Source organism: Saccharopolyspora halophila (assembly GCF_039531955.1).
GTDB lineage: Bacteria > Actinomycetota > Actinomycetes > Mycobacteriales > Pseudonocardiaceae > Saccharopolyspora > Saccharopolyspora halophila.
Genome location: NZ_BAAARA010000002.1, coordinates 250,040 through 274,201 on the forward strand (window position 1 = coordinate 250,040; position 24,162 = coordinate 274,201).

Here is a 24,162-nt window from a genome sequence, read left to right on the forward strand (position 1 = left end):
CTGGAGCGCACGACGCGCGCGTTCCGGCGGAGCGGGGAAGGACGCAACTGATGAGTGGCCAGGCAGACGCGGCAGGTAACGGACCCGCGGAAGAGGTTCCGCGCTTCCGCTACACCGCGGGCATCGCGAGCGAGATCGAGCATCGCTGGCAGCGGGAGTGGAACGAGCGCGGCACGTTCCACGCGCCGAACCCGGCGGGTTCGCTCTCCGAGGGCGAGGTGCCTGCGAACAAGCTGTTCGTGCAGGACATGTTCCCGTACCCGTCGGGCTCCGGGCTGCACGTCGGTCACCCGCTGGGCTTCATCGGCTCGGACGTCTACGCCCGCTACCACCGGATGCTGGGCCGCAACGTGCTGCACACGATGGGCTTCGACTCGTTCGGCCTGCCCGCCGAGCAGTACGCGGTGCAGACCGGAACGCACCCGCGGACCACGACCGAGGAGAACATCGAGCGGTTCCTGGGCCAGATCCGCCGGCTGGGCCTGGGGCACGACGAGCGCCGCCGCATCGCCACCACCGACATCGAGTTCTACCGCTGGACGCAGTGGATCTTCCTGCAGATCTTCAACGCCTGGTACGACACCGACGCGGGCAAGGCGCGCCCGATCGGCGAGCTGGAGAAGGAGTTCGCCAACGGTGAGCGCGCCACCCCGGACGGCCGGGCGTGGTCGGAGCTCTCCCGGTCCGAGCAGCGCGCGATCATCGACTCCCACCGCCTGGTCTACCTGTCCGAGGCGCCGGTCAACTGGGCGCCGGGCCTGGGGACCGTGGTCGCCAACGAGGAGGTCACCGCCGAGGGCCTGACCGAGCGCGGCAACTTCCCGGTGTTCCGCCGCAACCTGAAGCAGTGGATGATGCGGATCACCGCCTACGCGGACCGCCTGGTCGACGACCTGGACCGGCTGGACTGGCCGGACAAGGTCAAGACCATGCAGCGCAACTGGATCGGCCGCTCGCACGGCGCCAACGTCCGGTTCGCCGCGGGCGGCCACGACATCGAGGTCTTCACGACCCGCCCGGACACCCTGTTCGGCGCGACCTACATGGTCCTGGCCCCCGAGCACCCGCTGGTCGACGAGCTGACCGCCGCGGAGTGGCCGGAGGACGTGGACGAGCGCTGGACCGGCGGCGCGGCGACCCCGCCCGAGGCGGTGGCGGCCTACCGGCGCGCGGCGTCGATGAAGTCCGACCTGGACCGCCAGGAGAGCAAGGACAAGACCGGTGTGTTCACCGGCGGCTACGCCACCAATCCGGTCAACGGCGCGCAGATCCCGGTGTTCATCGCCGACTACGTGCTGATGGGCTACGGCACCGGCGCGATCATGGCGGTGCCCGCCCAGGACCAGCGCGACTGGGATTTCGCCACGGCGTTCGGCCTGCGGATCATCCGCACGGTGCAGCCGGCCGAGGGCTTCGACGGCGAGGCGTTCACCGGCGACGGCCCGGCGATCAACTCCGCCTCGGAGACCACCGGGCTGGACATCAACGGTCTGGACGTCGAGGAGGCGAAGAAGACCGTCACCGCCTGGCTGGAGGAGCACGGGCACGGCAACGGCACCGTCGAGTACAAGCTGCGCGACTGGCTGTTCGCGCGGCAGCGCTACTGGGGCGAGCCGTTCCCGATCGTCTACGGCGAGGACGGCGTTCCGCAGGGCATCCCGGAGGACCAGCTGCCGGTGGTGCTGCCCGAGGTCGAGGACTACGCGCCGCAGACCTTCGACCCGGAGGACGCCGATTCCCGCCCGTCCCCGCCGCTGGCCAAGGCCACCGACTGGGCGCACGTGGAGCTGGACCTGGGCGACGGGCTCAAGCACTACGAGCGGGACACCAACGTCATGCCGCAGTGGGCCGGTTCCTGCTGGTACCAGCTGCGCTACATCGACCCGGACAACTCCGAGCGGTTCGTCGACCCGGCCAACGAGAAGTACTGGATGGGGCGCGACACCGCCGAGCACGGCCCGGACGATCCGGGCGGGGTGGATCTCTACGTCGGCGGTGTGGAGCACGCGGTGCTGCACCTGCTGTACTCCCGGTTCTGGCACAAGGTGCTCTACGACCTGGGCCACGTCTCCTCGGAGGAGCCCTACCGCAGGCTGTACAACCAGGGCTACATCCAGGCCTACGCGTTCACCGACTCGCGCGGCGTCTACGTCCCGGCCGAAGAGGTCGAGGAGTCCGGCGGGAAGTTCTTCTACCAGGGCGAAGAGGTCTCCCGCGAGTACGGGAAGATGGGCAAGAGCCTGAAGAACTCGGTGTCGCCGGACGAGATGGCCGACGCCTACGGCGTGGACACGCTGCGGCTCTACGAGATGTCGATGGGCCCGCTGGACGCCTCGCGCCCGTGGGTGACCAAGGACGTCGTCGGCTCGCACCGGTTCCTGCAGCGGCTGTGGCGCAACATCATCGACGAGCACACCGGCGAGCTGCGCGTCACCGACGAGCAGCCGGACACCGAGATGCTGCGCGCGTTGCACAAGACCATCGCCGGGGTCCGGGAGGACTACTCGGAGCTGCGGTTCAACACCGCGGTGGCCAAGCTGATCGAGCTCAACAACCGGATCACCAAGGCCTACTCGTCGGCCGAGGGCACGCCGCGCTCGATGGTGGAGCCGCTGGTGCTGATGGTCGCGCCGATGACCCCGCACCTGGCCGAGGAGCTGTGGAACCGGCTGGGCCACGACGAGAGCCTGACCTACGGAACCTTCCCGGTCGCCGACGAGCAGTACCTGGTCGAGGACTCGGTGGAGTACCCGATCCAGGTCAACGGCAAGGTCCGCTCGCGCATCGAGGTCCCGGCCTCGGCCGATCAGGAGGCGGTCAAGGCCGCTGCCCTGGCCGACGAGAAGATCGTGGCCGCGCTGGAGGGCGGCGAGCCGCGCAAGATCATCGTCGTGCCGAACCGCCTGGTGAACGTGGTCGCCTGACCTGGCGAACTCGACCGCGGGGCATCCTCGACTCGCCGAGAACGCCCCGCGTTTTCACGCCGTCTCCCGGGCACACTCGTGGTGAGCGAGCTCTCATGGCACGGGTTACCCGTCGGTAACTAAGCTCGCCGCAAACCACCGAGCTGGGAGGACCGCATGACCGACGCCGCTTTCGACCCGGGTGTACTGCGCCGGCTGCTCGACGGGCGATGGGCGCACGTGCGGGACAAGGTCCGCGAGACCCTGCACGAGACCGATCTCCCTTCCGGCGACCACCTGGACACCGAGGGCCACCGCGCGCTGACCCTGGAGCAGATGCGCACGCTGGCCAAGTCCGGCATCCCGGAGCTGGGCTTCCCCGCCGAGTACGGCGGTGGCGGTGACCCGGCCGGTTCGGTGGTCTCGCTGGAGATGCTGCCGGGCAACCTCTCGCTGATGGTCAAGGCGGGCGTGCAGTGGGGCCTGTTCGGCGGTGCGGTCGTCGCGCTGGGCACCGAGCGGCACCACGAGCGCTACCTGCGCGACATCATGAGCCTGGAGCTGCCGGGCTGCTTCGCGATGACCGAGACCGGGCACGGCTCGGACGTGCAGAACCTGCGCACCACGGCCACCTACGACCCGGCCGCGCAGGAGTTCGTCGTGCACACCCCGCACGAGGCCGCGCGCAAGGAGTACATCGGCAACGCGGCCCGCGACGGCCGGATGGCCGTGGTGTTCGCGCAGCTGATCACCGAGGGCGGGAATCACGGCGTGCACGCCCTGCTGGTGCCGATCCGCGAGCAGTCCGGCAAGGTCGCCGGCGGCGTGCGGATCGAGGACTGCGGCCGCAAGGCGGGTCTCAACGGCGTGGACAACGGCCGGATCTACTTCGACCAGGTCCGGGTTCCGCGCGAGAACCTGCTCAACCGCTACGGCGACGTCGCCGAGGACGGCACGTATTCGAGCCCGATCGACAGCGTGGGCAAGCGGTTCTTCACCATGCTCGGCACGCTGATCCGCGGCCGGGTCTCGGTCGCGGCCACCGCGGGCGGGGCGGGCAAGCTGGCCCTGGAGATCGCGCTGCGCTACGGCGACGTGCGCAGGCAGTTCGAAAAGCCCGGCGAGAGCGGCGAAGTCGCGGTGCTGGACTACCTCGGCCACCAGCGCAAGCTGCTCCCGGCGCTGGCCAAGAGCTTCGCGCTGCACTTCGCGCAGCAAGAGCTCGTCGCCTCGCTGCAGGAAACCCTGGGCTCGGGCGACGAGCGCGCCCAGCGCGAGCTGGAGTCCCGCGCGGCCGGGCTGAAGGCGGTCACCACCTGGCACGCCACCGAGACCATCCAGGCCTGTCGCGAGGCCTGCGGCGGCGCGGGCTACCTGTCCGAGAACCAGCTCGCGGGGCTCAAGGCGGACACGGACGTGTTCACCACGTTCGAGGGCGACAACACGGTCCTGCTGCAGCTGGTCGCCAAGGGACTCCTGACCAACTACAAGGACCAGTTCGACGAGCTCGGCACCCTGGGGCTGGCGAAGTTCGTCGCGGACCAGTGGGTCGGCGCGGTCTTCGAGCGCACCGCGACGCGTTCCCTGGTGCAGCGCATCATCGACCGTTCCGGCGAGGACGACATCCTCGACCGCGGCTGGCAGCTGAAGATGTTCGACGACCGCGAGAACCACGTGCTCGACGGTCTGGCGCGTCGGTTGCGGAAGGCGGACAAGTCCAACGCCTTCGAGGTGTTCAACAACGCCCAGGACCACGTGCTGCGCGCGGCCCGCGTGCACATCGACCGGGTGGTGCTGGAGGCCTTCGTCGGTGCGATCGACCGCTGCGAGGACGAGGCCACGGCGACGATCCTGGACAAGCTGATGGATCTGTACGTGCTGTCCAACATCGAGGCGGACAAGGCCTGGTTCCTGGAGCACGAGCGGATCAACCCGCGCCGCGCCAAGGCCATCACCCAGGCGGTCAACGACCTCTGCATGCAGCTGCGCCCGCACGCGGTGGAGCTGGTGGAGTCCTTCGGCATCCCCCGGCAGTGGCTCACGGCACCGATCGCCACCGGCGCGGAGCGTGCCCGCCAAGACCGCATGGCCGAGCACGACCAGCAGTTGGGAACTGTTTAGGGGCCGGTTTGCGTAGCGGCGCGGGGAGCGGAACCTCAGACGCCGCCGGGCTGCGGGATCCGCGACTCGAGTAGCGGCCTGCGCGGCGCTGCGGCTGTCCTCGCCCGACGACGTCTGAGAACCCGCCGCGGTGCTGGCTGAGCCCATACCTGGAGCAGCGGCTTCGCCGCATACTGCACGGACCCCTTGGGCAACACTGTCACGTTCCCTCGGCGGGTGCGTTCCGCAACGGTTCTAGTTCATCGAGGGGTCTTCGTCCTCGGGTGGTTTCGCGTGGGCGCCCAGCAGGGTTCCGCGCTGCCAGGGCTCCGCCGCGTGCGCGCTCTGCCGGGTTTCCGCGCCGGCGTCCGGGTCGGTCAGCAGGTCGTTGGGCAGGAACAGCACGGCACGCGTCCCGCCGTAGGGCGAGGCGGGTTCGACGAACGCCCGGAAGCCGTGGCGGGCGGCCAGCAGCCCGGTCGCCGCGAATCCGAGACCGGGCGGGTCGCCGAGCTTGTTGATGTCAGCGGATTCCCGGCCGGTCAGCAGGGCTTTCGCGCGGTCGTGCTGTTCGGCGGTCATGCCGGCGCCGGCGTCGTCGATGATCGCGGACAGCCCGTTCTGCGCGGACTGGAAGTGCACCTGCACCGGCGTTTCCGGCGGGGAGTACCGAGCGGCGTTGTCCAGGAGTTCGGCGAGCACGAGCGTCACCGGCTCGACGGCGCGCCCGATCACCGAAACACCCGAGTCGTTGTGCACCTCGACGCGCGAGTGGTCCCGGATCCGCGCGGTGGCGGCGGTGACCGCTTCCGGCGCGGTCGCGGCCGCGTGCCGCTGCGCGGGACGGGAACCGCACAGCAACGAGGTCGCCTGCGCCCGCCGGGTCAGTTGCGCGCAGCGGTGTTCCAGCTCGACGCGGGCGCGCGTGTCGTCGGGCAGCCCGGCGATGACCTCGCGCAGCTCCTCGGCGTGCTCCTGCATCCGCCGCATGCTGGAGATCAGCGTCGCCCGCGCGGCCCGCTCGGCGCGCTGCTGCGATTCCTCGGCGAACCCGGCGAACTGCCCCACCGCGGTCTGCACGTCCTGCCCGAAGGGCGATTCGGAGAGCTCGGCGGACAGCGGCCCCGGCACGTCGATCGGCAATCCGCGCTCGACGTCCATCAACGCGGGCAGCCTGCGGGTGACCAGATGATGAGTCTCGGCGTCCCGCAATCGGATCCGCCGGTTCAACCGCCAGATCACGCCCAGCAGCAGGCACAGCAGAACAACGGAAACGGCGACGACGCCCCACAACACGAATTCCACTAGGAAACGCTCCGAACTGTCCGCGCAAGCAATTCCGGAGAAATCACTCCCGGCGGCGCGAAGCTACCACGCAAAACCCGAAATACCCGAAAGTGTTTTACTGATCAACTAGGTGGCGAAGAGTGATCACCAGACCGCGCTGACCAGCCGTTTCGAGTGACGATCCGAGGGGTTACCGAACCCGCAAAAGCTAGACAACTTCGGACGCCTACTGAAGTGAACCCAGGCATTCGTGCCTGAAACTGAAACAGGAACCTCCCGGCTTGCTCGGCGGCCTATCAAGCCCCGCTCCCCGGCCGGCTCGTTAGAGGTCGTGGAGTCTGCGCATTGCTCGGCGAATCAGTTGTCCGCTACGCGGGCTTCCCTGCTTCTGAACCCGGTTCTGGCCATCACCACCTGGACGTCCATGCGCCGAACACTGCTCGCGTGACCACGAGCGGTACGCGACCGCAAAACGCGCTGAGAGGGCTCGTCGGCGGCGCTCTGGGAACGCTGCCGCACCACCTCGGTGGCCGGTGCGGGCGGACGCGCCGATCACGCGACCGTGCGGAGTCGCCGATCCCCGCCACAACCGACGCGGACCAGCCCTAACGTTCCCCACGAGTCCCACCGATCAGGCGGTATGCCCGGGCGTTCGCTGCGTGCCACGCTGAAGTGTTGATCTCCGACGGCTTGGGGGAAAGCGTGGTTGAGCGACAGCACGCTGTCGGCAACGAGGTGGACGCGTCGGTGCAAGGCATCGTGGTTCAGACCGGATCGATCACCGGTGACGTGCATTTTCGCGGAGGCACCGCGGGAGAGGCCGCACCTAGGCAGCTTCCCTCCGCGACGCCGCATTTCGTCAACCGCCTCGTCGAGCAGGACGCGCTGACGACGCTGTTGTCCGGCCCGCGCGCCGAGGGCGCCGTGCTGATGTCCACCATCGATGGGACGGCCGGTGTCGGTAAGTCGACATTGGCGGTGAACTGGGCGCACCGGGTCCGGGAGCGCTTCCCGGACGGCGAGCTCTACGTCAACCTGCGCGGCTTCGACCCGGTTGCGGAGCCGATGACGCCGAACGAGGCACTGGGCTTCTTCCTCGCCGCGCTCGGAGTTGCGGCTGATCGAATACCCGCAGGTGATGATGCGCGGGCCGCGATGTTCCGGACGCTCGTGCACGACAAGCGGATGCTGGTGCTGCTGGACAACGCACGTGACGCGGCCCAGATCCGTCCGCTGCTCCCGGCCGCGCGCGACGCCCTGGTCCTGGTCGCCAGCCGCAACCGGCTCGACGAGCTGGTCGTCCGGGAAGCGGCGAACCGGATGAGCCTCGACGTTCTCGACGACGCCGAATCCCGCGAGCTCCTCGCCCACTACCTGGGCGAAGACGCTTTGGCCGGGGATCCGGAGGCCGTGGGCGAGTTGATCCGGCACTGCGCGGGCCTCCCGCTCGCGCTGGGCGTGGTCGCGGTGCGTGCCGTGGAGTTCGACTGCCCGCTGAGCGAACTGGTCGAAGAGTTGAGCGGCGAGCGAGAACGCCTCGACGCCCTCGACTCGGCCGGTGAGACGGGCGTGCGCGCGGTGTTCTCCTGGTCCTACCGCTCGTTGTCGGCGGAGGCCGCGCGGTTGTTCCGGCTGATGGGCCTGCCGACGGGCGCGGACATCGGCGCGGACGCACTCGCCGCGCTCGCCGACCGGACCAAGCGGGACCTTCGCCGTCCGCTGGCCGAACTGCTGCGGGCCAACCTCGTGGAGCAGCACGAGCGCGGGCGCTACCGCTTCCACGACCTGCTCCGCGCGTACGCGGCCGAGTGCGCCGCGACCGACGAACGGGAAAGCGACAGGCAGGATACTGTCCGGCGGTTGCTCGACTTCTACCTGCGCACGAGCGCGAGGGCCGATTACGCGAGGGCGGGCGGCGACTCGCGCGGATTCGTGGTCGACCTGCCGGACTCTTCGATCGAAGGGCTCGTCTTCGGCACCGATGCTGAGGCGCTCGCCTGGTGGGACGCCGAACGGCACAACATGCGCGCTGCCACGCTGCAGGCAAGAAGTTTCGGTCTGAACGAATACGTCTGGCAGCTGCCGCGAAGCCTGATGTTCTTCTTTCACCTGCGCGGATACGCGGATGACTGGATCGAGGCTTACACCTGTGCCATCGAATCCGCTCGGTTCCTGGGTAACGACTACGCGACAGCGTATCTGCTGTTCGAAATGAGCGTGGCCCACTATGACCGAGGTGATGTTGATAGCTCGGAAAGTTATGCAGCCCAGTCTCTTCCCTACTTCGAAGCGGCCGGGGACACCCACGGCAAGACCGAAGCGCTGATCGGGGTGGGGGTGATGCGGGTCGAGCGGGGTGATCTCGAAGATGCCGTCAAACCCCTCGAAACGGCCGTTTCCATCGGGCAGGAGCGCCGGGACCTCTACACGCAAGGTGCTTCGCTTAACGGCCTTGGTCTGCTGAAAGCCAAGCTCGGCTTGTTCGGAGCGGCCCACGCCCATTTTGAACAGGCATTGCGCGCGTACCGCGAAGTTGGTGAGAACGTCGGCGAGGGATTCGTGCTGCACCACATTGCCGATACCCACCGGACATCGGGGAACCTGGAAGCCTCGATCGAGGCATACCGCCGCGCAGCGGAACTCCGTTTGGAGATCGACCATCGGCCGGGCGCTGCGGCAAGCCTGCGCAACCTGGGCAACGCGCGGCACGAAAGCGGTGACCTGACCGGTGCGCGCGAGGCACTGCAAGCAGCGCTCGGTCTCTACGAGGAAATAGATCCGGACACGGCAGCCGCTGTACTCGATGAAATCGAGGTTCTTCCTACCTCCTGATGGAGGTGACGAAAGCCGACCATTGCTCCGGGGTGAAGGCGAGCGTGCCGCCTGCGCGGTTCTTGGTGTCTCGGACGAGGACGCGGTCCTGGGTTCTGGCGACTTCCACGCATGCCTGGGAGTTGGACGTGTAGCTGGACGTGAACCAGTCCGGGTCGGTCGAACGTATTCGTAAGCCACTCACACGGCCAGGTTATCCCGTCGGGACCAGGGAGCGGATGAGTCGCGCGGACTCCTCGCGGTCCAGAGCGAAGGCCGCCGCTTCCTCGTAGGAGGCCTGGTACTTCTCCACCATCGGCGCGGAGTCGATGATCTCCATCGACACGGCCGTTTCCTGCCACGCGATCGGCGGCAGGTACGAGCTGGCGAAGTTCAGCAGGTGGAACGTGGAACTCCCCATGGCGCCGTAACTTCCGGCGGAGAACGGGATGACCCGGACGTCGAGGCTGCTAGGCAGCTGTTCGATCAGGTCGAGCAGGTGGTTCAGCTGTTCGGCGAGCACGCCCGTACCGCCCACCTGCTGGTGCAGGACCGATTCCCCCAGCAGGACTTGGGCGTGCAGCGGGTCGTCGTCGAAGAGGCGCTGCTTGCGCCGCATTCGCACCTCGGTGCGCTGCTCGACCTCGGACATCCGCAGGTTCGCCTTGTCGCCGCGGTGCAGGGCGCGCGCGTAGCTCTCGGACTGCAGCAGGCCGGACATGACCGCGTTCTCGAAGCTGCGGATCCGGGCCGCGCCGTGCTCGTAACCGAGGTATCGCAGCAGCTCGGTGGGATAGATGCTGGTGCAGGGCGACCACCACCCGCGTCCCGTGCTCTGATCGCGCAGCGCCAGCAGTTCATCGCGGGTGGAGTCATCGAGTTGGTAGGCGGCGATCAGCTTCCGCAGCTTCTCCTCGACGATCGTCCGCCGGCCGTACTCGACGTTGCTCATGTAGTTCTGCGTGATGCCAATGGATTTCGCGGCTTCGGCGCTGGTCATGTCGCGTTCCGTGCGAGCCTGCTTGAGGCGTCGGCCGAGTTCCCACGCGGCGAGCGTCGGCGAAGCGGGTGGCATGCGGAACCTCCGGCGATATCCCTGAGTGCGGGCACCACATCTAGCACATCCAACCCTAATGAGCGATACCAACGGAAGTATTTCCTGCGCTAACTTGCTTGATCAAGCGGTGGCGATGCTCCGAGCCCTCCCCTTCCGGCGTGGTCGCCTCCGCTTTCCCCTCGACGCGGAGGAGATCCGGATGCTTTTCCCCGGCCTGGAGGCCGAGAAGCCGGTGGCCTACTGGCGGCCGTGCGGCGGGCTTCGGCACGGCATGGCCGCCACCGAGGTGCCGCGCCCCGGTCAGGAGCGTCGCACGTTGTGCGGTGAGCTCCTGAACATCGTCGATGCCTCGGAAATCGACTGGCTCGCGCCCACTTGTGAAACCTGCTGGACCGCGGCGATCGCGCTGCGGGACGCTCAAGAGTCCACATAGGACGGAAACGGAGATCTCATGAACATCGTGCTCGCACTGCTGGACGCGCGGCCGGTGGCCGCCTCATCGGTCGGTTTCGTCGCCGTGGCGGGGCTTCTCGCCGCGGTCTTCCCGCTGCGCGGCGGAAGTGGTCAGCACGCGCACGCGGGGCCGGGCGCGCTGACCGTCCCGCAACTGCGCGATCGGATGGAAACCGCAGCACGACCACGAATCCCGGGACCGGAGCAACTCGCGCGACTGGCCGCGCACGCCGAGTGCCTGCCGAAGCGAATGCGGCAGAAGCTCGATCTGCCACCGGGTTACGTCGGCAGGCACCGGCTCATCGAGTGGCCGCCGGAGTACAAGGTCGAGTTCCACCCGCCACGAGCCGAGATCTCCTTCGCCTGGTCGGCGGCGCACTAGCGCAAGCCGGTCTCCCGGGCGAGCTCGTCGAGCAGCGTGTCGAACAGCCGGTCCGCGTGCTCGAGGTCGAACGGGAAGCGGTCGAAGACCTCCAGCGCGATGTGCCCGTACAGCCGGATCCACCAGCGCAGCAGGAAGTACACCGCCTCATCGCTGAGCGCCTCCGGGGGCATCCGCACGCCCGCGCGAACGAAGGCCTCCGCGAAGGCGGTTCGGTGCGCGGAGAGGTCCGGGAGCGCGACGGCGGGCTGATCCCGCAGCCCGCCGTTGAGCGCGCTCTCCGCCATCAGCGGCCCGACCACGCTCAGGAACACCCCGCCGAGGCGGTCAGGTTGCGCCTCGCGCTCCCGGGGTGCGGCGAAGACCAGCGAGAACTCCTTCGGGTGCGCCAGAGCCCAGCTGCGGAACCGGCAGCAGACCGCGAACATCCGCTCCAGGAAGTCCTCCCCCACCGGATCCAGCGCGACGCGCAGATCATCGGAGAGGTCCACGCAGATGTCGGTCGCCAGCCTGCGCAGCAGCTCCTCCCGCGAGTCGTAGTAGCGGTACAGGGCGGGAGCGGTGATGCCCAGCTCGCGGGCGATGGCGCGCAGCGTCACCGCCTCGCTGCCGTGCTCGACCAGCAGGGCCCGGGCGTGCTGCCGGATCTCCTGGTCGGTTGCGGCGCGATCCCGGTCGCGCCGCGGCGCCTGAGTCATCCGTGGCTCCTGAGCTGGGTAAACGGCGTTCACGCCACGGTAGTCGTTCCGCGGGCTGCGGCCTAGTCCCGACCTGGGGCGGGAGATGTGCGTCTCGGCCGGGTGAAATTCGAGGGTCGGGTTGTACAAGCTGGCAGCAGCACTTGTGAGTCTTTGGAGGTCCGGATGGCCGAGGTAACCGTCTACAGCAGGCCGGGGTGCCCGTTCTGCATGTCGCTGCGTTCCGGATTGCAGCGCGCCGGGCTGGACTTCACCGAGATCGACATCTGGCAGGACCCGAGTGCCGCGGAGGTCGTGCGCTCGATCGCCGACGGCAACGAGACCGTCCCGACCGTGGTCATCGGTGACTGGCGGGCGGTGAACCCCTCGGCGGCCGAAGTGTTCGCCGCCGCTGAGAAGTAGCCCGCGAACGATCCGGAAAATGAACGAGCCGGCCGCACGGGGGGCGTTGCGACCGGCTCGCTCTTCGTTGCGATCGTCGATGGCGCGAATACCGACGAGCGGCAACTGCGTTCAGTGTGACGCGGATGGTCGGGAAAAAGATCCACCTTGACAGCGGATTTAGCTCGAACGGTGGATCCATAGTGGAATAATCGTTTGTGGTTTGAAGCACAGGACTTTCGGAAAGTTCATCGTTGCCGCAGGCAGTTCGATTATCCGCGCCGTTCGTCGGGATTGCTCCTGTTCTCCCGAGAAGCGGGACGAGCCCCGACCTGATCGGCCGGGGCTTGCTTCGGATCGTGTTGGCTGGTGTCCACCGGATCTCCCGGGATGGACCGCCTGTCCGGCAGTTCGCTCGTCGGTGGCAATCGGTCCGGGGATTCCGCCGCGTGCTCGCGGGGCTCCTCCTCGGGTTCCTCGCCGGCGGGCTGCGGCCGGGCTGCGAAGAAGCCGATCGACTGCTGCAGTTGCTCGATGAGCTGGTCGAGACGGGTTTTCGGTCGGGCGATCTGCACGGTCATCGTCATGCGTCCAGCCTGCGGTTCGCGGGGTGCGCTGCGGATCCGTACTGCTACTCAGTTGTTACCTATGAGTAATGCCTCGCCTGCTGCAAACGGGCGACGTAGGAACCACTGGGCACCACTGCGGGTGTTTTCCCGCTCGCATTCGTTCGCGCCGTTCAGGGGATGCGTGCTTCCCTCGGAGTCGGCGAAGTCACGGGCTGTTCTGGCCCGTCCGGGTGCCCATCTAGCGGCGCCGTGCTCGCCGGGACAAGCTGCGGGTGGCGGGAGCGCGAGTTTCCGGTACTTCTGCTGAGCAACGTGGAAAGGTATGGTCTAGACCATGTCGCGATTGACTGGTGTGGGAGTGAGTTCCGGCCGAGCAGGTGGGCCCGTGGTCCGCGTGGCCGATCCGCTGCCCGAGCCCGCCACCACTCCCGCGCCCGCCGATCCGGTCGCCGAGGCGGCCCGGATCGGGCCCGCGGCCGATGCCGTCTCCGAAGCGCTGTTCGCGCGCGCGGCGAAGGTCTCCGGGGACGCGAAGGCCGTGCTGGAGACCACCGCCGCCATGGCGATGGACCCGGCGCTGACCTCGCAGGCGGAGCAGAACGTGGCCAACCGCTCGTTGCCTGCCTCGCGCGCGGTCTTCGAGGCGGCCAACGGCTTCGCCGACGCGCTGCGCGCGGCGGGCGGGTACATGGCCGAGCGCGTGCGGGACGTGCACGACGTGCGCGACCGGATCATCGCCTTCCTCGAGGGCGTCACGCCGCCGGGCGTGCCGGACCTGGAGCGCCCGAGCGTGCTGCTCGCCCGCGATCTCGCACCCGCCGACACCGCCGATCTGGATCCCTCGCTGGTGCTGGCGCTGGTGACCGAGGAGGGCGGACCGACCAGCCACACCGCGATCCTCGCTCGCTCGCTGGGGATTCCGGCGGTGGTCGCCGTGCGGGGCCTGCTCGACGCCGAGGGCGTGGGCGCATCCGTGGACGGGGACACCGGTGCGGTGGAGCTGTCCGAGTCCGAGGTCGAAGTCCAGGTCGCCACCCGTGCGACCGAGGCCGAGTGGGACGGGGTCGGTCGCACCGAGGACGGCCACCCGGTGAAGGTGCTGGCCAACGTCGGATCACCGGAGGACGCGCGCGCCGCCGCGGAGGCCGGGGCCGAAGGCGTCGGCCTGTTCCGCACCGAGTTCTGCTACCTCGGAGCCGACCGGGAACCCACCGTGCAGACCCAGCGCGCGGCCTACGCCGAGGTGCTCGCGCCGTTCGCCGGCAAGCCGGTCGTGGTGCGCACGCTCGACGCCGGGGCGGACAAGCCGCTGGCCTTCCTGGCGATGGGCGAGGAACCGAACCCCGCGCTGGGCGTGCGCGGACTGCGCGTCGCCTTCGATCGGCCCGAGGTGCTCGATCGCCAGCTGGAGGCCATCGCGGGCGCGGCCGCCGATTCCGGTGCCGAGGTCTCGGTGATGGCCCCGATGGTCGCCACCGCCGAGGAAGCCGCCTGGTTCGCCGAGCGAGTGCGCGCGGCGGGCATCGAGCGGGCCGGTGTGATGATCGAGGTCCCGGCCGCGGCGTTGTGCGCAGCCGAGATCCTGCAGGCCGTCGACTTCGTGTCCATCGGCACCAACGACCTCGCCCAGTACGTCTTCGCCGCGGACCGGATGGCCGGTGCGCTGGCCGAGCTCAACGACCCGTGGCAGCCCGCGCTGCTGCGCCTGATCGGCATGATCGGCGAGGCCGGTCGCCAAGTCGACAAATCGGTGGGCGTCTGCGGTGAAGCCGCCGCCGATCCCGCCCTCGCCGGCGTCCTGGTGGGGCTGGGCGCGACCAGCCTCTCCATGAACGCGGGTTCGCTGCACCAGGTCGGAGCGGCCGTGTCCGCCCACCCGCTGACCGCCTTCCAGTCGGCGGCCCGCGAGGCCACCGCGGCATCCACTCCCGCCCAAGGCCGCCAATCCGCCAAGCCGTGACCTGGCAGTTTTGCCTAAAACTGTCCCGAGATCTCGGGCGCGAAGACCGCGCAGTTTTAGGCAAAACTGTCACGTGCGCTCGCGAACGGACCGGGCGACCTCGTCGATGAGGCGGGTGCAGCGGCCCGGGTCCGCCAGGTCCTCGGCCGTCACGACGACGACCTGCCAGCCGTTGGCGCGCAGCCAGGCCCGTCGCCGCTCGTCGCGCTGGAACTGCTCGCGGTCGGCGTGCCAGGCGCCCTCGTACTCGACGGCGACCTTCGCCTCCTCGAAACCTAGGTCCGCGCGCAGCGCGCTGCCGAACTCGCCCGGGATCTCGAGCTGCGGGACCGGGTGCAATCCGCCGCGCGCGAACCGCACCCGGAGCACGGATTCGGGGATCGACTCGGCGCGTCCGTCGAGCAGTTCGAAACCTCGGCGAACCTGACGGATGCCGTGGTCGTGACGGCCGCTCAGGAACCGTCCGAACGCCTCCGCCGTGATGAGCTCCGCGTGCAGCAGCGCGTCGACGTAGGCGATCCCGCGCTCGAGCGGGTGACGCGCCAGCAGGTCGAGCGCGGTGCGCTCCGGTGTCGCCAGCTGCACGCCCATCCACGGCACTTGCTCGAACGGGTACTTGCGCACGTTCCACGTCCGGACCCCGTAGGTCCTCTTGCAACCGGCTACCAGCACCTCGACCGGATCTCCCGGCAGCGCGAGCGGGACGCCGTGCAGCGTCGCCGCCGACCGGCCGGTGATCACGGCGTCCCCGGGAAGGACCATCGCCGCGGCATGGCAGCGCAGCTCGTGCGTCAGCGGGGTTTGATCCGTCCGGTACACGCCTTGGACGACGCGATGACACGCCGCCCTGCGCAGATCGTTGTCGGTGAAGCCGTCCTGCAGCGTTTCTCTCCGCGTGAAGAGACCGTCGATCGCACCACGCCCGAGCGAGTTGATAGCAGCCACGCAACGCAGGCTGCGCACCTCGCGCCCCCGAAGGAAAGCGTTCGCGAAAATCTGTGGACAACTCGCCCCGCAGTGGATAACTCGCGACCGCGGAACGGGTGACTGCTGACAGTTTTGCCTAAAACTGTCCGGGCATTTCGGGCGCGAAGACCGCGCAGTTTTAGGCAAAACTGTCACGACTACTCGGGGGTGGGGTCCTCGCCGTCCTGGTCGAGGCCGTGTTCGATCGCGTAGCGGGCCAGCTCCACTCGGTTGTGGAGCTGGAGCTTGCGGAGGGTGGACTGGACGTGGTTCTCCACCGTGCGGTGCGAGATGACCAGCTTGTTGGCGATCTGGCGAGCCGTCTGGCCCTTGGCGACCTGGCGCAGGACCTCGGTCTCGCGCTCGGTGAGCTGCGGAGCCTCGGTCTCGGAATCGGGCGTGATGGCCATCCGCCGGTACTCGCCCAGCACCAGCCCGGCCAGACCTGCGGTGAACACAGCGTCACCCGCGGCGGTGCGCCGGATCGCGTCGACCAGCTCCTCGACCGAGGCGGACTTGACCAGGTAGCCCGAGGCACCCGCCTTCACCGCCTCCAGGACGTCCTCGTGCTCACCGGAAGCCGACAGCACCAGGACCCGGGTGCCGGGCACCTCCTGGGTGATCTGCAGGGTCGCGTGCACCCCCGAGACGTCGCCGAGGTTGAGGTCCATCAGGACCACGTCCGGCTTGACCGTCTTCGTGATGCGCAGCGCCGACGCCGCATCGCCTGCGGTCGCGGAGACCTCGAAGCCGCGTTCGGTCAGGTCCCGGGCCACCCCGTCGCGCCACATCGGGTGGTCGTCGACGACCATCACGGTCACCGGCGGCTCGCTCATCGATGTCCTCCTCTGCGCCGTTTCCCCGGTGCTGCGGCGGCGCGCGGCACCCGGAGCTCCCACTCGGTTCCCTCGCCGGGCGCGGTGTCCAGGTCGATCTTCGCACCCATCGACTCGACACGTCCCCTTATCGACTTGGCGATACCCAGCCGGCCCTCGGCGGCCGCCGCCGACAGCCGGCCCTCCGGGATGCCGGGGCCGTCGTCGCGGATGCTGAGCACGATCTCCTCCGGAAGTTCCTCCAGCAGCACCCACGCCTGCGCGCCCGGGGCGTGCTTGTCGACGTTGGCGAGGGCCTCGCGGGTCACGGCGAACAGGTCCGCGGTGCGCGGCTCGGGCAGTCGCACGGGATGGCCCGGCACCGACACGTGCACCCGTGCGGTGCGCAGCACCTCCAGCCGGGCGGCCAGGTCGGTCTCGCCGCTGTCCGAGGACTCCGGCGTCGTGGCGATCAGCGAGCGCAGCGCGATCTCCTGCTCCCCGGCCAGCTCCGCGAGCTCCGCGGCCTCGCCGCCCAGGTTCGCGCCGCGCTGCCGCACCCGCGCGAGTACCTGCAGCACGCTGTCGTGGATCGACCTGGCGAGGCGCTCCCGCTCGGCGGTGGCGGCCTCGGCCTGCATCGCCCGCGCGAGTCGTTCGGTGGAGCGGCGCGCGGTGTTGGCGGCCAGTCCGATCACCAGGCCCACGCCGATCAGCAGCACCGCGTCCATCGCCATGTCCGAGCCGCCGCGGCCGCGAACCAGGTAGTTGCCCGCTGTCGCGACCACGCCCGCGATCAGGCCACCGGGCATCCCCCAGTGCACCGCGGCGGCCGTGACTCCCGTGGAGTGCCAGACGGTCACCACCGACGGGTCGCCCGCGAGCATCTGGTCCTGGGTGAGGATGAACTCGTTGATGCCGAACAGCGCGTTCACCACGACCACGTCGGCCAGCACCATCCGGTTGGTGCGGCCGTTGCGGTTCCAGTAGCGCCACACCGTGAACCCGGTCCACGCGGCCATGCAGCCGATGCACACCGCCGCCAGCCAGGGCCGCTGGTAGCGCTCGTACTGCATGCCGAACCAGAACAGCGCGTACAGGAACGTCACCACGCGGAAGACGTTGTGGCTGCGCCACAGCGGCGTGCGCCCGTCGGGCACCTGAGGCGGTGTTGGTCGTGAACCGGTCAAAGCTTCCTCCCAGCCCACCATCCTGCCCCAGATCCGGGCGCGTCGGGACCACCGGTTCGATCACCGCTGGACTTGAGCCCGGATCGGGAAAAACGCCCGGTCGTGGGCTTCGAGGCGAAACGCCGTCGAGGTTGGAGCGTTGTGCTTCGGGGGGATGGCTCGCTGTGCGAGGCTGCCGAGGGGAGGTGAGGAATGCGGGACTGGCTGCTGTGGCGGTTGCCACCGGCGGCGATCGGTTACGTGCTGGGGGTCGAGGCGGCGGCGATCGCGCTGGTCGCTCTGGTCTTCACCACGGGACGGCATCCTGACCCGCGCGAGCTGCAGACCTTCGCCGCGCTGGCGGGCACCGCGTTCGCGGTCATCGTGATCACCTCGGTGTCGATCAAGCTGCGCAAGCAGATCCGCCGCGACCCGTGGACCCTGCACATCGTCTACCTGGCAGCCGGAATCCTGCTGCTGCCGCCGAACCTCCTGGTGCTGCTGCTGCTCGGTCCCACGCTGCACGGGGTCCTGGACAACCGGCCCGAGCCCTACCGGTGGCTGTTCACCACGGCGGCCACCGGCATCGCCATGTTCACCGGTCGCGCGGTGGTCGGCTGGGACGAACCGCAGTGGAACCCGCTCACGTTCTTCGCGCTCGGCGTGGTGCTGCTGATGATGCGCGCGATCGTGGTCGCCGGCGGGATCCGGTTGCGCGATCCGGAGGCCAAGCGCCAGGCCGTGCTGGGCGAGCCGATCGACGTGCTGCTGGGCATCGTCGCCGCGAGCCTCGGCGGGCTGCTCGCGGTCGCGATGAACGAGCAGCCGATCAGCGTGCTGCTGGCAGCGCCCCCGATGGTGCTGCTCGACCTCGCCGGGCAGTTGCCGACCTGGCGGCGCACCGCGCAGCGCGACAGCAAGACCGGCCTGTCCAACGCCGAGCACTGGGAGCGCACCGCGCGCGTGGAGCTGCTGCGCGCTTGCCAGCGCGGCCATCCCGTCGCGGTGCTGCTGGCCGATCTGGACCACTTCAAGAAGGTCAACGACGAGATCGGCCATCTCGCGGGCGATACCGTGCTGGCCGCGGTGGCGATGATGCTGCAGGCCAACGTGCGAGGTGACGACTCCGTCGGGCGCTTCGGCGGCGAGGAGTTCGTCATCCTGCTGCCCGGGACCGACCCGCAGACCGCCTGCAAGGTCGCCGAGCGGATCCGGTTGGCCGCCGAGGTCATGTCGGTTCCCGCGCGGGACATCCACGGGATGCACCGCGATCTCACCGATCTCACCGTCAGCGTCGGGGTGGCGACCACCAGCCGCTTCGGTTACGAGCTGACCGATCTGCTGGTGGCGGCCGACGCGGCGATGCTCGCCGCGAAGGCCAGCGGCCGCAACGCCATCAGCTTGGCGTAGGAGATGTTCCAGTTCGGCGTTCGCGTGGCGGGGCCGGGAGCGGAACCTCGGACGCCGCCGGGCTCCGGGATCCGCGACTCGAGCATGACCGCGATCCGCGGCGCTGCGGTCGTCCCCGCCCGGTGCCGGCTGAGCACCCGCACCGGTGCCGGCTGAGTCCCGCACCGCAGCGGCTCCGCCGCACTGTGCAAGGCCCCTAAGCGCGGTCGTCGGCTTCTTCGTCCTCCGGTGGGTCCGGTGAGGTGTCCTCCGACGCTTCGGCCTCGTCCGGTTCCGGTTCGTCGGCCTCGGTCTGCTCGGGCTGGTTCAGCGTGCGGATCGCCGAGTTGAGCACGGCGACGATCGGGACGGCCAGCAGCGCGCCGACGATCCCGTTGACGACCACACCGACGCTGATCGCGAGCACGACGCCGAGCGCGTGCAGGTGCACGGCGCGGCCGAGGATCAGCGGTTGCAGGATGTTGCCCTCGATCTGCTGCACCACCAGCACGACGCCGATGACGATCACGGCGATCACCCAGCCCTTGGTGACCAGCGCGACCAGTACGGCGACCGCTCCCGAGGCGACGGCACCGATGATCGGCACGAAGCCGCCGAGGAACACCAGCGCGGACAGCGGGATCGCCAGCGGTACGCCGAGCAGTGCCAGACCGGTTCCGATGCCGATCGCGTCGGCGACCGCGACCAGCGCCGTCGCGCGGACGAACCCGACCAGCGAGGTGAAGCCGGCCACGCCGGCGGCGTCGACGCGGTGGCGGACGTGCTGCGGCACCAGCTTGATGACGAACAGCCACACCCGGCGGCCGTCGTAGAGGAAGTAGATGAGCGTGAACAGCGCGAGCACCAGCCCGGTCAGGAAGCTGCCGAAGGTGCCCGCGGTGTTGAGCGCACCACTGGTCAGCGCGGACTGGTTGGCCTCCAACCACTCCCGGGCGCGATCCAGGAACTGGTTGATCTGCGCCTCGCCGATGTGCAGCGGCGAGGTGGCCAGCCAGCCGCGCAGCTGGTTGAGACTGGCCAGGACCTGGCGCTGCATGCTCGGGAAGCCGTTGATGAACGCGTTGATCACGAAGCTGAACACGCCGCCGACCGCGGCCAGCCCGCCGATCAGCACGATCGCGGTGGCCAGCGATCGCGGCACTCGCCTCCGGCACAGCACCGCCACGGCCGGGGCCAGCAGGGCGGCCAGCAGCAGCGCGATGGCCACCGGGATCACGACCACGTAAAGGCGGCTGATCACCACGCCGATCAGGTACAGCGCGGCGGCCAGCACCAGCGTCCGCCAGGCCAGCGCGGCCGATACCCGCAGCACGGTGGGGATGGCCGCGGCCGCGTCCCGCTTGTCGATCTCGGTGTCGCTCACAACAACACCGTATCGCTGATCTTGGGTTCGCAGCTGCCCCGAACGAGTCGTCGATGACGGTCGACCCGCAACTCGGTGCATGTAACACGATGTAGCGAACCGTGTTCCCTTCGCTTATCAAACCGGGTCGCGGTTTGAAAGGCTGCGCGGCGCAAGGGAGGACGAGCTCCAGTGGGGAGTCACACCGGCCGAGGAGGTTCTGCACCGCGATGTCCGTCCGTGACCGCACGAGTCCGGCCGCCGGTAGGAGGCGGTTGCTGGGGCGTGCGCTCGTCGTGGCGGGAGCGACGGTGGTGAGCACCTCCGCGGCCTGGCTGGCAGGCGCCGGGAATCCGGCGAACGCCGCCGAGCCGCAGGCCGACGAGCAGGCACCGGTCGTCGCGCAGGCCACTGATTCCACCGAGACGCCCGGAATCGTGGACTCGCGGACCGGTGCCGGTCCCGCGGCGTCCCCGCTGGACGACCTCGACCCCCGAGCCCTGGTCCGCTCCGGACCGGCGCAGCGACTGCTCACCCCGATCGACGGTGCGCTGCGGGACCCCGCCGAAGGCGTCCGGCACGTCGCCGAGACGCTGCCGATCGTCGAGTCCGAATCCGTCCCCAGTGGACAGCAGACCGATGCCCCAGCGCCGGAGCCGTCGATGACGACCCCGACCCCGCCCCCGACCGCCGGTACCGAACCGGCGCAGCCGCGCCACGAATCCCCGCAGGTCGCGGCGACCGATCCCCCGATCCACGACTCCCCGTCCGCCGGTACCGCAGCGGAAGAGAGCGCGCCGTCCGCGCCGATCACCGAGCGGCACACCCCCGAACCCCAGCGCGCGCCCACGCCGCCCGCGCGCGACGAACGGCTGCCCGTCTCCACCGGCGCTGCGTCGGTGCACACCGCCGACCTGCAGCAGACCGGTGCCGCGCTGGGCAGGCACCCGGCCGCGCCGGAGGACGAGCACATCGCTCGCGGCGCGCTCGCGCAGCACAACGACACCGTCCTGCACGGCGTGCCCGCACCACAGCCAGGGGCGAGCCCCGACTGATCCGCGCCCGGCGACGAGTCCGCGACGCGGCGGACTCGTGCGCCGCGAACGTGCGCAAATCCCCTCCGCCGCCCGAACCACGCGCAAGGTCTTGGTGCGGTGCGGCGCCCCCGAAGTTGTTTCCCCACGAGCTGGGGACCTGGTTAAGGAGAGATCCATGCAGACTTGGGCGAAGCGCGGAGTTCAGGCCGCGCTGGTCACTGGTGGCATGCTGGCCGTCGGTTCGGGGGTCGCGTCCGCCGGAGAATCCCCGCAGCGTCCGATGCCGCAGGGCGCGCCCGCCCCCGGTCAGGCGGGCACCGCGCCCAACGGTGACCAGCTGACCGGTGAGCTGTTCCCGGCGGACGCGCAGTACAACCGGCCGGTGATCGACGAGCGTTCGGAGCCCGCGCTGGCGGGCCGCCTCGACGTCGAGCGCGACCTGATGCCCTCGGTCGAGAACGAGATGACCCGGGAGCTCCCCGCGCTGCGCTTCCTGGACTCGCCGCTGCAGCTGGCGGGCTGGGTCGCCGATCCGGGCGCGGCCAAGCCGCTCGACCTCGGTCGCTCCGCGCACGGCCAGCCGCCGGTCACGCCGTCCGAGGGCTTCCAGCGCTCGCTGAGCTGGGCGGGCCCGATCGGCGAGGTGGTGCAGCGCGAGGAGACGGCCGCCGATCTGGTCATCCCGCACGACGACCTGGTCTACTTCGACGGTTTCGGCCAGGCCGACGGCATCGTGGACCTGTGGGACCCGCTGGTGAAGCAGGACGAAGCCCCGCTGATCGGCCAGGAGGAGTCGGACGTGCTGGCGTTCGACTCGGTCGACCTCACCGACGCCGAGCTGCCGGGCTTCCGCGACCGGCTGCACGCGGTGCCGCCGCTGGTGCTGGCCAACGCGCTGTCGATCATCCCGGTGGAGCCCACCCCGCGCGCCGAGTTCGTGCCGCTGCACGTTCCCGGTGAGGACCAGGCCAAGGCCACCGAGGTCCCGCCGCTGGACGGGCTCACCGCCCCCGAGCTGGCCAAGATCGTCGGCACCTCGGTGCGCGGTGGTCCGGGCGTCTCCGCCCCGCTGCCGGGGCTCGGACAGCTCAACGCCCTGGACGGCGGGCACACCTCGGTGCCGGCTCCGAGCCGCATCAACGCGGCCCTCGACGAGCAGCCCGGCACCGGCGGTTCCCCGCTGCTGGGCCAGATGCCGGACGTGCGAGACGCCACCACGCCGATGCCCGCGCTGACCCCGGAGATGATCCGCAGCTTCGAGGAGGCCGAGACGGTGGTCATGGCCCGCATCTGATCCGCGACGAAGAACGGGCCCGTCCGCTCGGACGGGGCCGTTCGTCGTTCGGGACCGCTTCGATCGGGTGCGGGAGCCGCCCACCTCGCCGGGCGACGGCGGCCGGTACGCGCCGTCTCAGGTGTGGGACTCGGAAGGCGCCGCGGCGGGTTCTCGGACGTCGTCGGGTGAGGGCAGCCGGACCGCCGCGCGAACGGCGGGCTGAAACACCTCCTAGGACTCCTCGCCGCGCGGGTCGGCGGTCTCCGGGAGTTCCCCGCGATGGCGCCACCACAGGTAGGCGTAGGCGGCCAGCAGCGCCAGGCCGAACCACACGTAGGACGTGCCCACGAACTTCTCGAAGGCGTTCCAGCGCATCTCCAGGCCGTCGCCCTGCGGGACCTTCCAGTGCGGCCCGAACATGAAGCACCCGCCGATCACCGAGAACAGCACCACCGCGCCGAAGTCCCGTCGCACGTAGGCGGCGCCGATCAGCAGGATCAGGCCGGGGATCGCCCACACCCAGTGATGCGACCAGGAGATCGGCGAGAGCATCAGCCCCAGCACCGCATTGATGGTCACCGCCATCGGCAGGTCCCGCTGCTTGATCGCGTGCAGCATCCCCAGCACGGCGATCACCAGGACCAGCGCCGCCAGCACGGCGAACACGATCGTCAGGTGCGGCACGTGCAGCTTGGTCAGCAGCGAGCGCAGCGACTGGTTGCCCGCGTAGACCGAGGCGTCCCCGGTGAACTTCGGGCCGAACTGCACGTTGGAGCTGGCGAACATCTCCTCGAGCCAGAACCGGCGCGCGTTGTCGAAGGTCACCAGCGCACCCAGCAGCGCGGTGCCGAGGAAGGTCAGCAGCGCGGTGAGGATCATGCGGAAGTCCCGGCGCAGCAGCGGCAGCAGCAGGAACACCAGCGGTGTCAGCTTGATGCCGGCCGCGATCCCGATCAGCAGGCCGCGCGGGTAGGGCAGCTTCTTGGTGCCGTTGACCCGCCACAGGCAGTCGACCACCACCAGCGCCATCAGCACCAGGTTGATCTGCGCGTAGGTGAGCGTCTCCATGATCGGCTCGCTGATCGTCACCAGCGGTAGCAGCCCGACGGAGACCAGCAGCACCTTGTCCCGGTGGGCCCGCAGGAACATCGACTCGCGCAGCACCACGTACAGCGAGACGAGCAGCGCGACGTGGCTGACCAGCATGATCACCGCGGTGGAGATCGTCTTGGGCACCAGCGCCAGCGGTGCGAAGACCATCGCCGCGAAGGGCGGGTAGATGAACGGCAGGTTCAGCCCGGACTCGGTGGCCGGCAGGTTGTGGTACAGGTCCTCGCCCCGCAGCAGCGCTTGCGCGCCGAGCCGGTACACCTCGCCGTCGATGTGGTCGTGCGTGTTGATCGTGGACACCATGACCAGCGCGATCAGCTCCGCGACCGCGACGGCCGCCAGGAAGGTCCGCTGCTCGCGGAGCCGGTCGGCGAGCGGAACCCGGTCCGCGTTTACGGGCATCTCCTTGCACCATTCTCTCGCTGCCACCTGCGAA

At 69.6% G+C, this 24,162-nt stretch carries 20 protein-coding genes; 10 read left to right on the plus strand and 10 right to left on the minus strand.

Annotation, left to right across the window (positions count from 1 at the left end; genetic code table 11):
* Nucleotides 1-50 precede the first annotated feature (50 nt).
* Both leuS and ABD289_RS04055 read left to right on the plus strand, forming a co-directional pair.
* On the plus strand, nucleotides 51-2,924 hold the full coding sequence (gene leuS / locus ABD289_RS04050) for a leucine--tRNA ligase (protein WP_344126638.1): 2,874 nt from the start codon (nucleotides 51-53) through the stop codon (nucleotides 2,922-2,924).
* A 156-nt stretch (nucleotides 2,925-3,080) separates the two neighbouring features.
* Entirely contained in the window at nucleotides 3,081-5,024 is a 1,944-nt protein-coding gene (locus ABD289_RS04055; protein WP_344126640.1) for an acyl-CoA dehydrogenase family protein, read from the plus strand.
* A gap of 234 nt (nucleotides 5,025-5,258) precedes the next feature.
* Here ABD289_RS04055 and ABD289_RS04060 read toward each other — a convergent pair whose 3' ends face one another.
* Nucleotides 5,259-6,308, minus strand: coding sequence for a sensor histidine kinase (locus ABD289_RS04060; RefSeq protein ID WP_344126643.1), 1,050 nt, complete (start codon nucleotides 6,306-6,308; stop codon nucleotides 5,259-5,261).
* A 657-nt stretch (nucleotides 6,309-6,965) separates the two neighbouring features.
* On the opposite strand from ABD289_RS04060, the gene ABD289_RS04065 reads away from it, so the two are divergent.
* Complete coding sequence (locus ABD289_RS04065; RefSeq protein WP_344126645.1) at nucleotides 6,966-9,122, plus strand: ATP-binding protein; 2,157 nt, start codon at nucleotides 6,966-6,968, stop codon at nucleotides 9,120-9,122.
* Here ABD289_RS04065 and ABD289_RS04070 read toward each other — a convergent pair.
* Nucleotides 9,112-9,306 carry a DUF397 domain-containing protein gene (locus ABD289_RS04070; RefSeq protein ID WP_344126647.1) on the minus strand — a complete coding sequence of 65 codons (195 nt, stop codon included), beginning with the start codon at nucleotides 9,304-9,306 and terminating at the stop codon, nucleotides 9,112-9,114. The two genes, ABD289_RS04065 and ABD289_RS04070, sit on opposite strands and share 11 nt — an antisense overlap.
* 9 nt (nucleotides 9,307-9,315) lie before the next feature.
* Nucleotides 9,316-10,176 (minus strand): helix-turn-helix domain-containing protein, encoded by an 861-nt coding sequence (locus ABD289_RS04075; protein ID WP_344126649.1) that lies wholly within the window; start codon nucleotides 10,174-10,176, stop codon nucleotides 9,316-9,318.
* A gap of 58 nt (nucleotides 10,177-10,234) precedes the next feature.
* On the opposite strand from ABD289_RS04075, the gene ABD289_RS04080 reads away from it, so the two are divergent.
* Nucleotides 10,235-10,591 (plus strand): HC3 family zinc finger protein, encoded by a 357-nt coding sequence (locus ABD289_RS04080; protein ID WP_344126651.1) that lies wholly within the window; start codon nucleotides 10,235-10,237, stop codon nucleotides 10,589-10,591.
* 18 nt (nucleotides 10,592-10,609) lie between these two features.
* Complete coding sequence (locus ABD289_RS04085) at nucleotides 10,610-10,993, plus strand: hypothetical protein (RefSeq protein WP_344126653.1); 384 nt, start codon at nucleotides 10,610-10,612, stop codon at nucleotides 10,991-10,993.
* Here the strand turns inward: ABD289_RS04085 and ABD289_RS04090 are convergent.
* Nucleotides 10,990-11,691: a TetR/AcrR family transcriptional regulator gene (locus tag ABD289_RS04090; protein ID WP_344126655.1), complete on the minus strand. Its 702-nt coding sequence runs from the start codon at nucleotides 11,689-11,691 to the stop codon at nucleotides 10,990-10,992. The two genes, ABD289_RS04085 and ABD289_RS04090, sit on opposite strands and share 4 nt — an antisense overlap.
* A 165-nt stretch (nucleotides 11,692-11,856) precedes the next feature.
* Between ABD289_RS04090 and ABD289_RS04095 the strand changes: the two genes are divergently transcribed.
* Nucleotides 11,857-12,093, plus strand: a complete 237-nt coding sequence (locus ABD289_RS04095; RefSeq protein ID WP_344126657.1) for a glutaredoxin family protein — start codon at nucleotides 11,857-11,859, stop codon at nucleotides 12,091-12,093.
* Between the two features lie 251 nt (nucleotides 12,094-12,344).
* On the opposite strand, the gene ABD289_RS04100 is transcribed toward ABD289_RS04095, so the two are convergent.
* Nucleotides 12,345-12,659: a hypothetical protein gene (locus ABD289_RS04100; RefSeq protein ID WP_344126659.1), complete on the minus strand. Its 315-nt coding sequence runs from the start codon at nucleotides 12,657-12,659 to the stop codon at nucleotides 12,345-12,347.
* Nucleotides 12,660-12,975: 316 nt separating this feature from the next.
* On the opposite strand from ABD289_RS04100, the gene ptsP reads away from it, so the two are divergent.
* Nucleotides 12,976-14,601 (plus strand): phosphoenolpyruvate--protein phosphotransferase, encoded by a 1,626-nt coding sequence (gene ptsP, locus ABD289_RS04105; RefSeq protein ID WP_344126661.1) that lies wholly within the window; start codon nucleotides 12,976-12,978, stop codon nucleotides 14,599-14,601.
* A 69-nt stretch (nucleotides 14,602-14,670) separates the two neighbouring features.
* On the opposite strand, the gene ABD289_RS04110 is transcribed toward ptsP, so the two are convergent.
* The 3 genes from ABD289_RS04110 to macS all read right to left on the minus strand — a co-directional run bounded on the left by ABD289_RS04110 (nucleotide 14,671) and on the right by macS (nucleotide 17,572).
* Nucleotides 14,671-15,546 carry a DUF559 domain-containing protein gene (locus tag ABD289_RS04110; protein WP_344126663.1) on the minus strand — a complete coding sequence of 292 codons (876 nt, stop codon included), beginning with the start codon at nucleotides 15,544-15,546 and terminating at the stop codon, nucleotides 14,671-14,673.
* A 179-nt stretch (nucleotides 15,547-15,725) separates the two neighbouring features.
* On the minus strand, nucleotides 15,726-16,403 hold the full coding sequence (locus tag ABD289_RS04115) for a response regulator (RefSeq protein WP_344126665.1): 678 nt from the start codon (nucleotides 16,401-16,403) through the stop codon (nucleotides 15,726-15,728).
* Nucleotides 16,400-17,572 (minus strand): MacS family sensor histidine kinase, encoded by a 1,173-nt coding sequence (gene macS, locus ABD289_RS04120; protein ID WP_344126667.1) that lies wholly within the window; start codon nucleotides 17,570-17,572, stop codon nucleotides 16,400-16,402. The genes ABD289_RS04115 and macS overlap by 4 nt, the downstream gene beginning before the upstream one ends.
* 192 nt (nucleotides 17,573-17,764) lie before the next feature.
* On the opposite strand from macS, the gene ABD289_RS04125 reads away from it, so the two are divergent.
* Nucleotides 17,765-18,961: a GGDEF domain-containing protein gene (locus ABD289_RS04125; protein WP_344126669.1), complete on the plus strand. Its 1,197-nt coding sequence runs from the start codon at nucleotides 17,765-17,767 to the stop codon at nucleotides 18,959-18,961.
* A gap of 196 nt (nucleotides 18,962-19,157) precedes the next feature.
* On the opposite strand, the gene ABD289_RS04130 is transcribed toward ABD289_RS04125, so the two are convergent.
* The gene (locus ABD289_RS04130) at nucleotides 19,158-20,324 is read right to left on the minus strand and encodes an AI-2E family transporter (RefSeq protein WP_344126671.1); all 1,167 of its coding nucleotides are present in this window, start codon (nucleotides 20,322-20,324) and stop codon (nucleotides 19,158-19,160) included.
* Nucleotides 20,325-20,533: 209 nt separating this feature from the next.
* Here ABD289_RS04130 and ABD289_RS04135 point away from each other — a divergent pair, with 209 nt between their 5' ends.
* Nucleotides 20,534-21,358: a hypothetical protein gene (locus tag ABD289_RS04135; protein WP_344126674.1), complete on the plus strand. Its 825-nt coding sequence runs from the start codon at nucleotides 20,534-20,536 to the stop codon at nucleotides 21,356-21,358.
* Between the two features lie 157 nt (nucleotides 21,359-21,515).
* On the plus strand, nucleotides 21,516-22,634 hold the full coding sequence (locus ABD289_RS04140; RefSeq protein WP_344126676.1) for a hypothetical protein: 1,119 nt from the start codon (nucleotides 21,516-21,518) through the stop codon (nucleotides 22,632-22,634).
* 213 nt (nucleotides 22,635-22,847) lie between these two features.
* On the opposite strand, the gene ABD289_RS04145 is transcribed toward ABD289_RS04140, so the two are convergent.
* Complete coding sequence (locus ABD289_RS04145; protein WP_344126678.1) at nucleotides 22,848-24,128, minus strand: glycosyltransferase 87 family protein; 1,281 nt, start codon at nucleotides 24,126-24,128, stop codon at nucleotides 22,848-22,850.
* Nucleotides 24,129-24,162 lie beyond the last annotated feature (34 nt).

Bases quoted from the DNA above. Each gene is read 5' to 3' on its own strand.
- leuS (WP_344126638.1), top strand. From the start codon at position 51: ATGAGTGGCCAGGCAGACGCGGCAGGTAACGGACCCGCGGAAGAGGTT.
- ABD289_RS04055 (WP_344126640.1), top strand. From the start codon at position 3,081: ATGACCGACGCCGCTTTCGACCCGGGTGTACTGCGCCGGCTGCTCGAC.
- ABD289_RS04075 (WP_344126649.1), bottom strand. From the start codon at position 10,176: ATGCCACCCGCTTCGCCGACGCTCGCCGCGTGGGAACTCGGCCGACGC.
- ABD289_RS04080 (WP_344126651.1), top strand. From the start codon at position 10,235: ATGAGCGATACCAACGGAAGTATTTCCTGCGCTAACTTGCTTGATCAA.
- ABD289_RS04085 (WP_344126653.1), top strand. From the start codon at position 10,610: ATGAACATCGTGCTCGCACTGCTGGACGCGCGGCCGGTGGCCGCCTCA.
- ABD289_RS04090 (WP_344126655.1), bottom strand. From the start codon at position 11,691: ATGACTCAGGCGCCGCGGCGCGACCGGGATCGCGCCGCAACCGACCAG.
- ABD289_RS04095 (WP_344126657.1), top strand. From the start codon at position 11,857: ATGGCCGAGGTAACCGTCTACAGCAGGCCGGGGTGCCCGTTCTGCATG.
- ABD289_RS04100 (WP_344126659.1), bottom strand. From the start codon at position 12,659: ATGACGATGACCGTGCAGATCGCCCGACCGAAAACCCGTCTCGACCAG.
- ptsP (WP_344126661.1), top strand. From the start codon at position 12,976: ATGTCGCGATTGACTGGTGTGGGAGTGAGTTCCGGCCGAGCAGGTGGG.
- ABD289_RS04115 (WP_344126665.1), bottom strand. From the start codon at position 16,403: ATGAGCGAGCCGCCGGTGACCGTGATGGTCGTCGACGACCACCCGATG.
- ABD289_RS04125 (WP_344126669.1), top strand. From the start codon at position 17,765: ATGCGGGACTGGCTGCTGTGGCGGTTGCCACCGGCGGCGATCGGTTAC.
- ABD289_RS04135 (WP_344126674.1), top strand. From the start codon at position 20,534: ATGTCCGTCCGTGACCGCACGAGTCCGGCCGCCGGTAGGAGGCGGTTG.
- ABD289_RS04140 (WP_344126676.1), top strand. From the start codon at position 21,516: ATGCAGACTTGGGCGAAGCGCGGAGTTCAGGCCGCGCTGGTCACTGGT.
- ABD289_RS04145 (WP_344126678.1), bottom strand. From the start codon at position 24,128: ATGCCCGTAAACGCGGACCGGGTTCCGCTCGCCGACCGGCTCCGCGAG.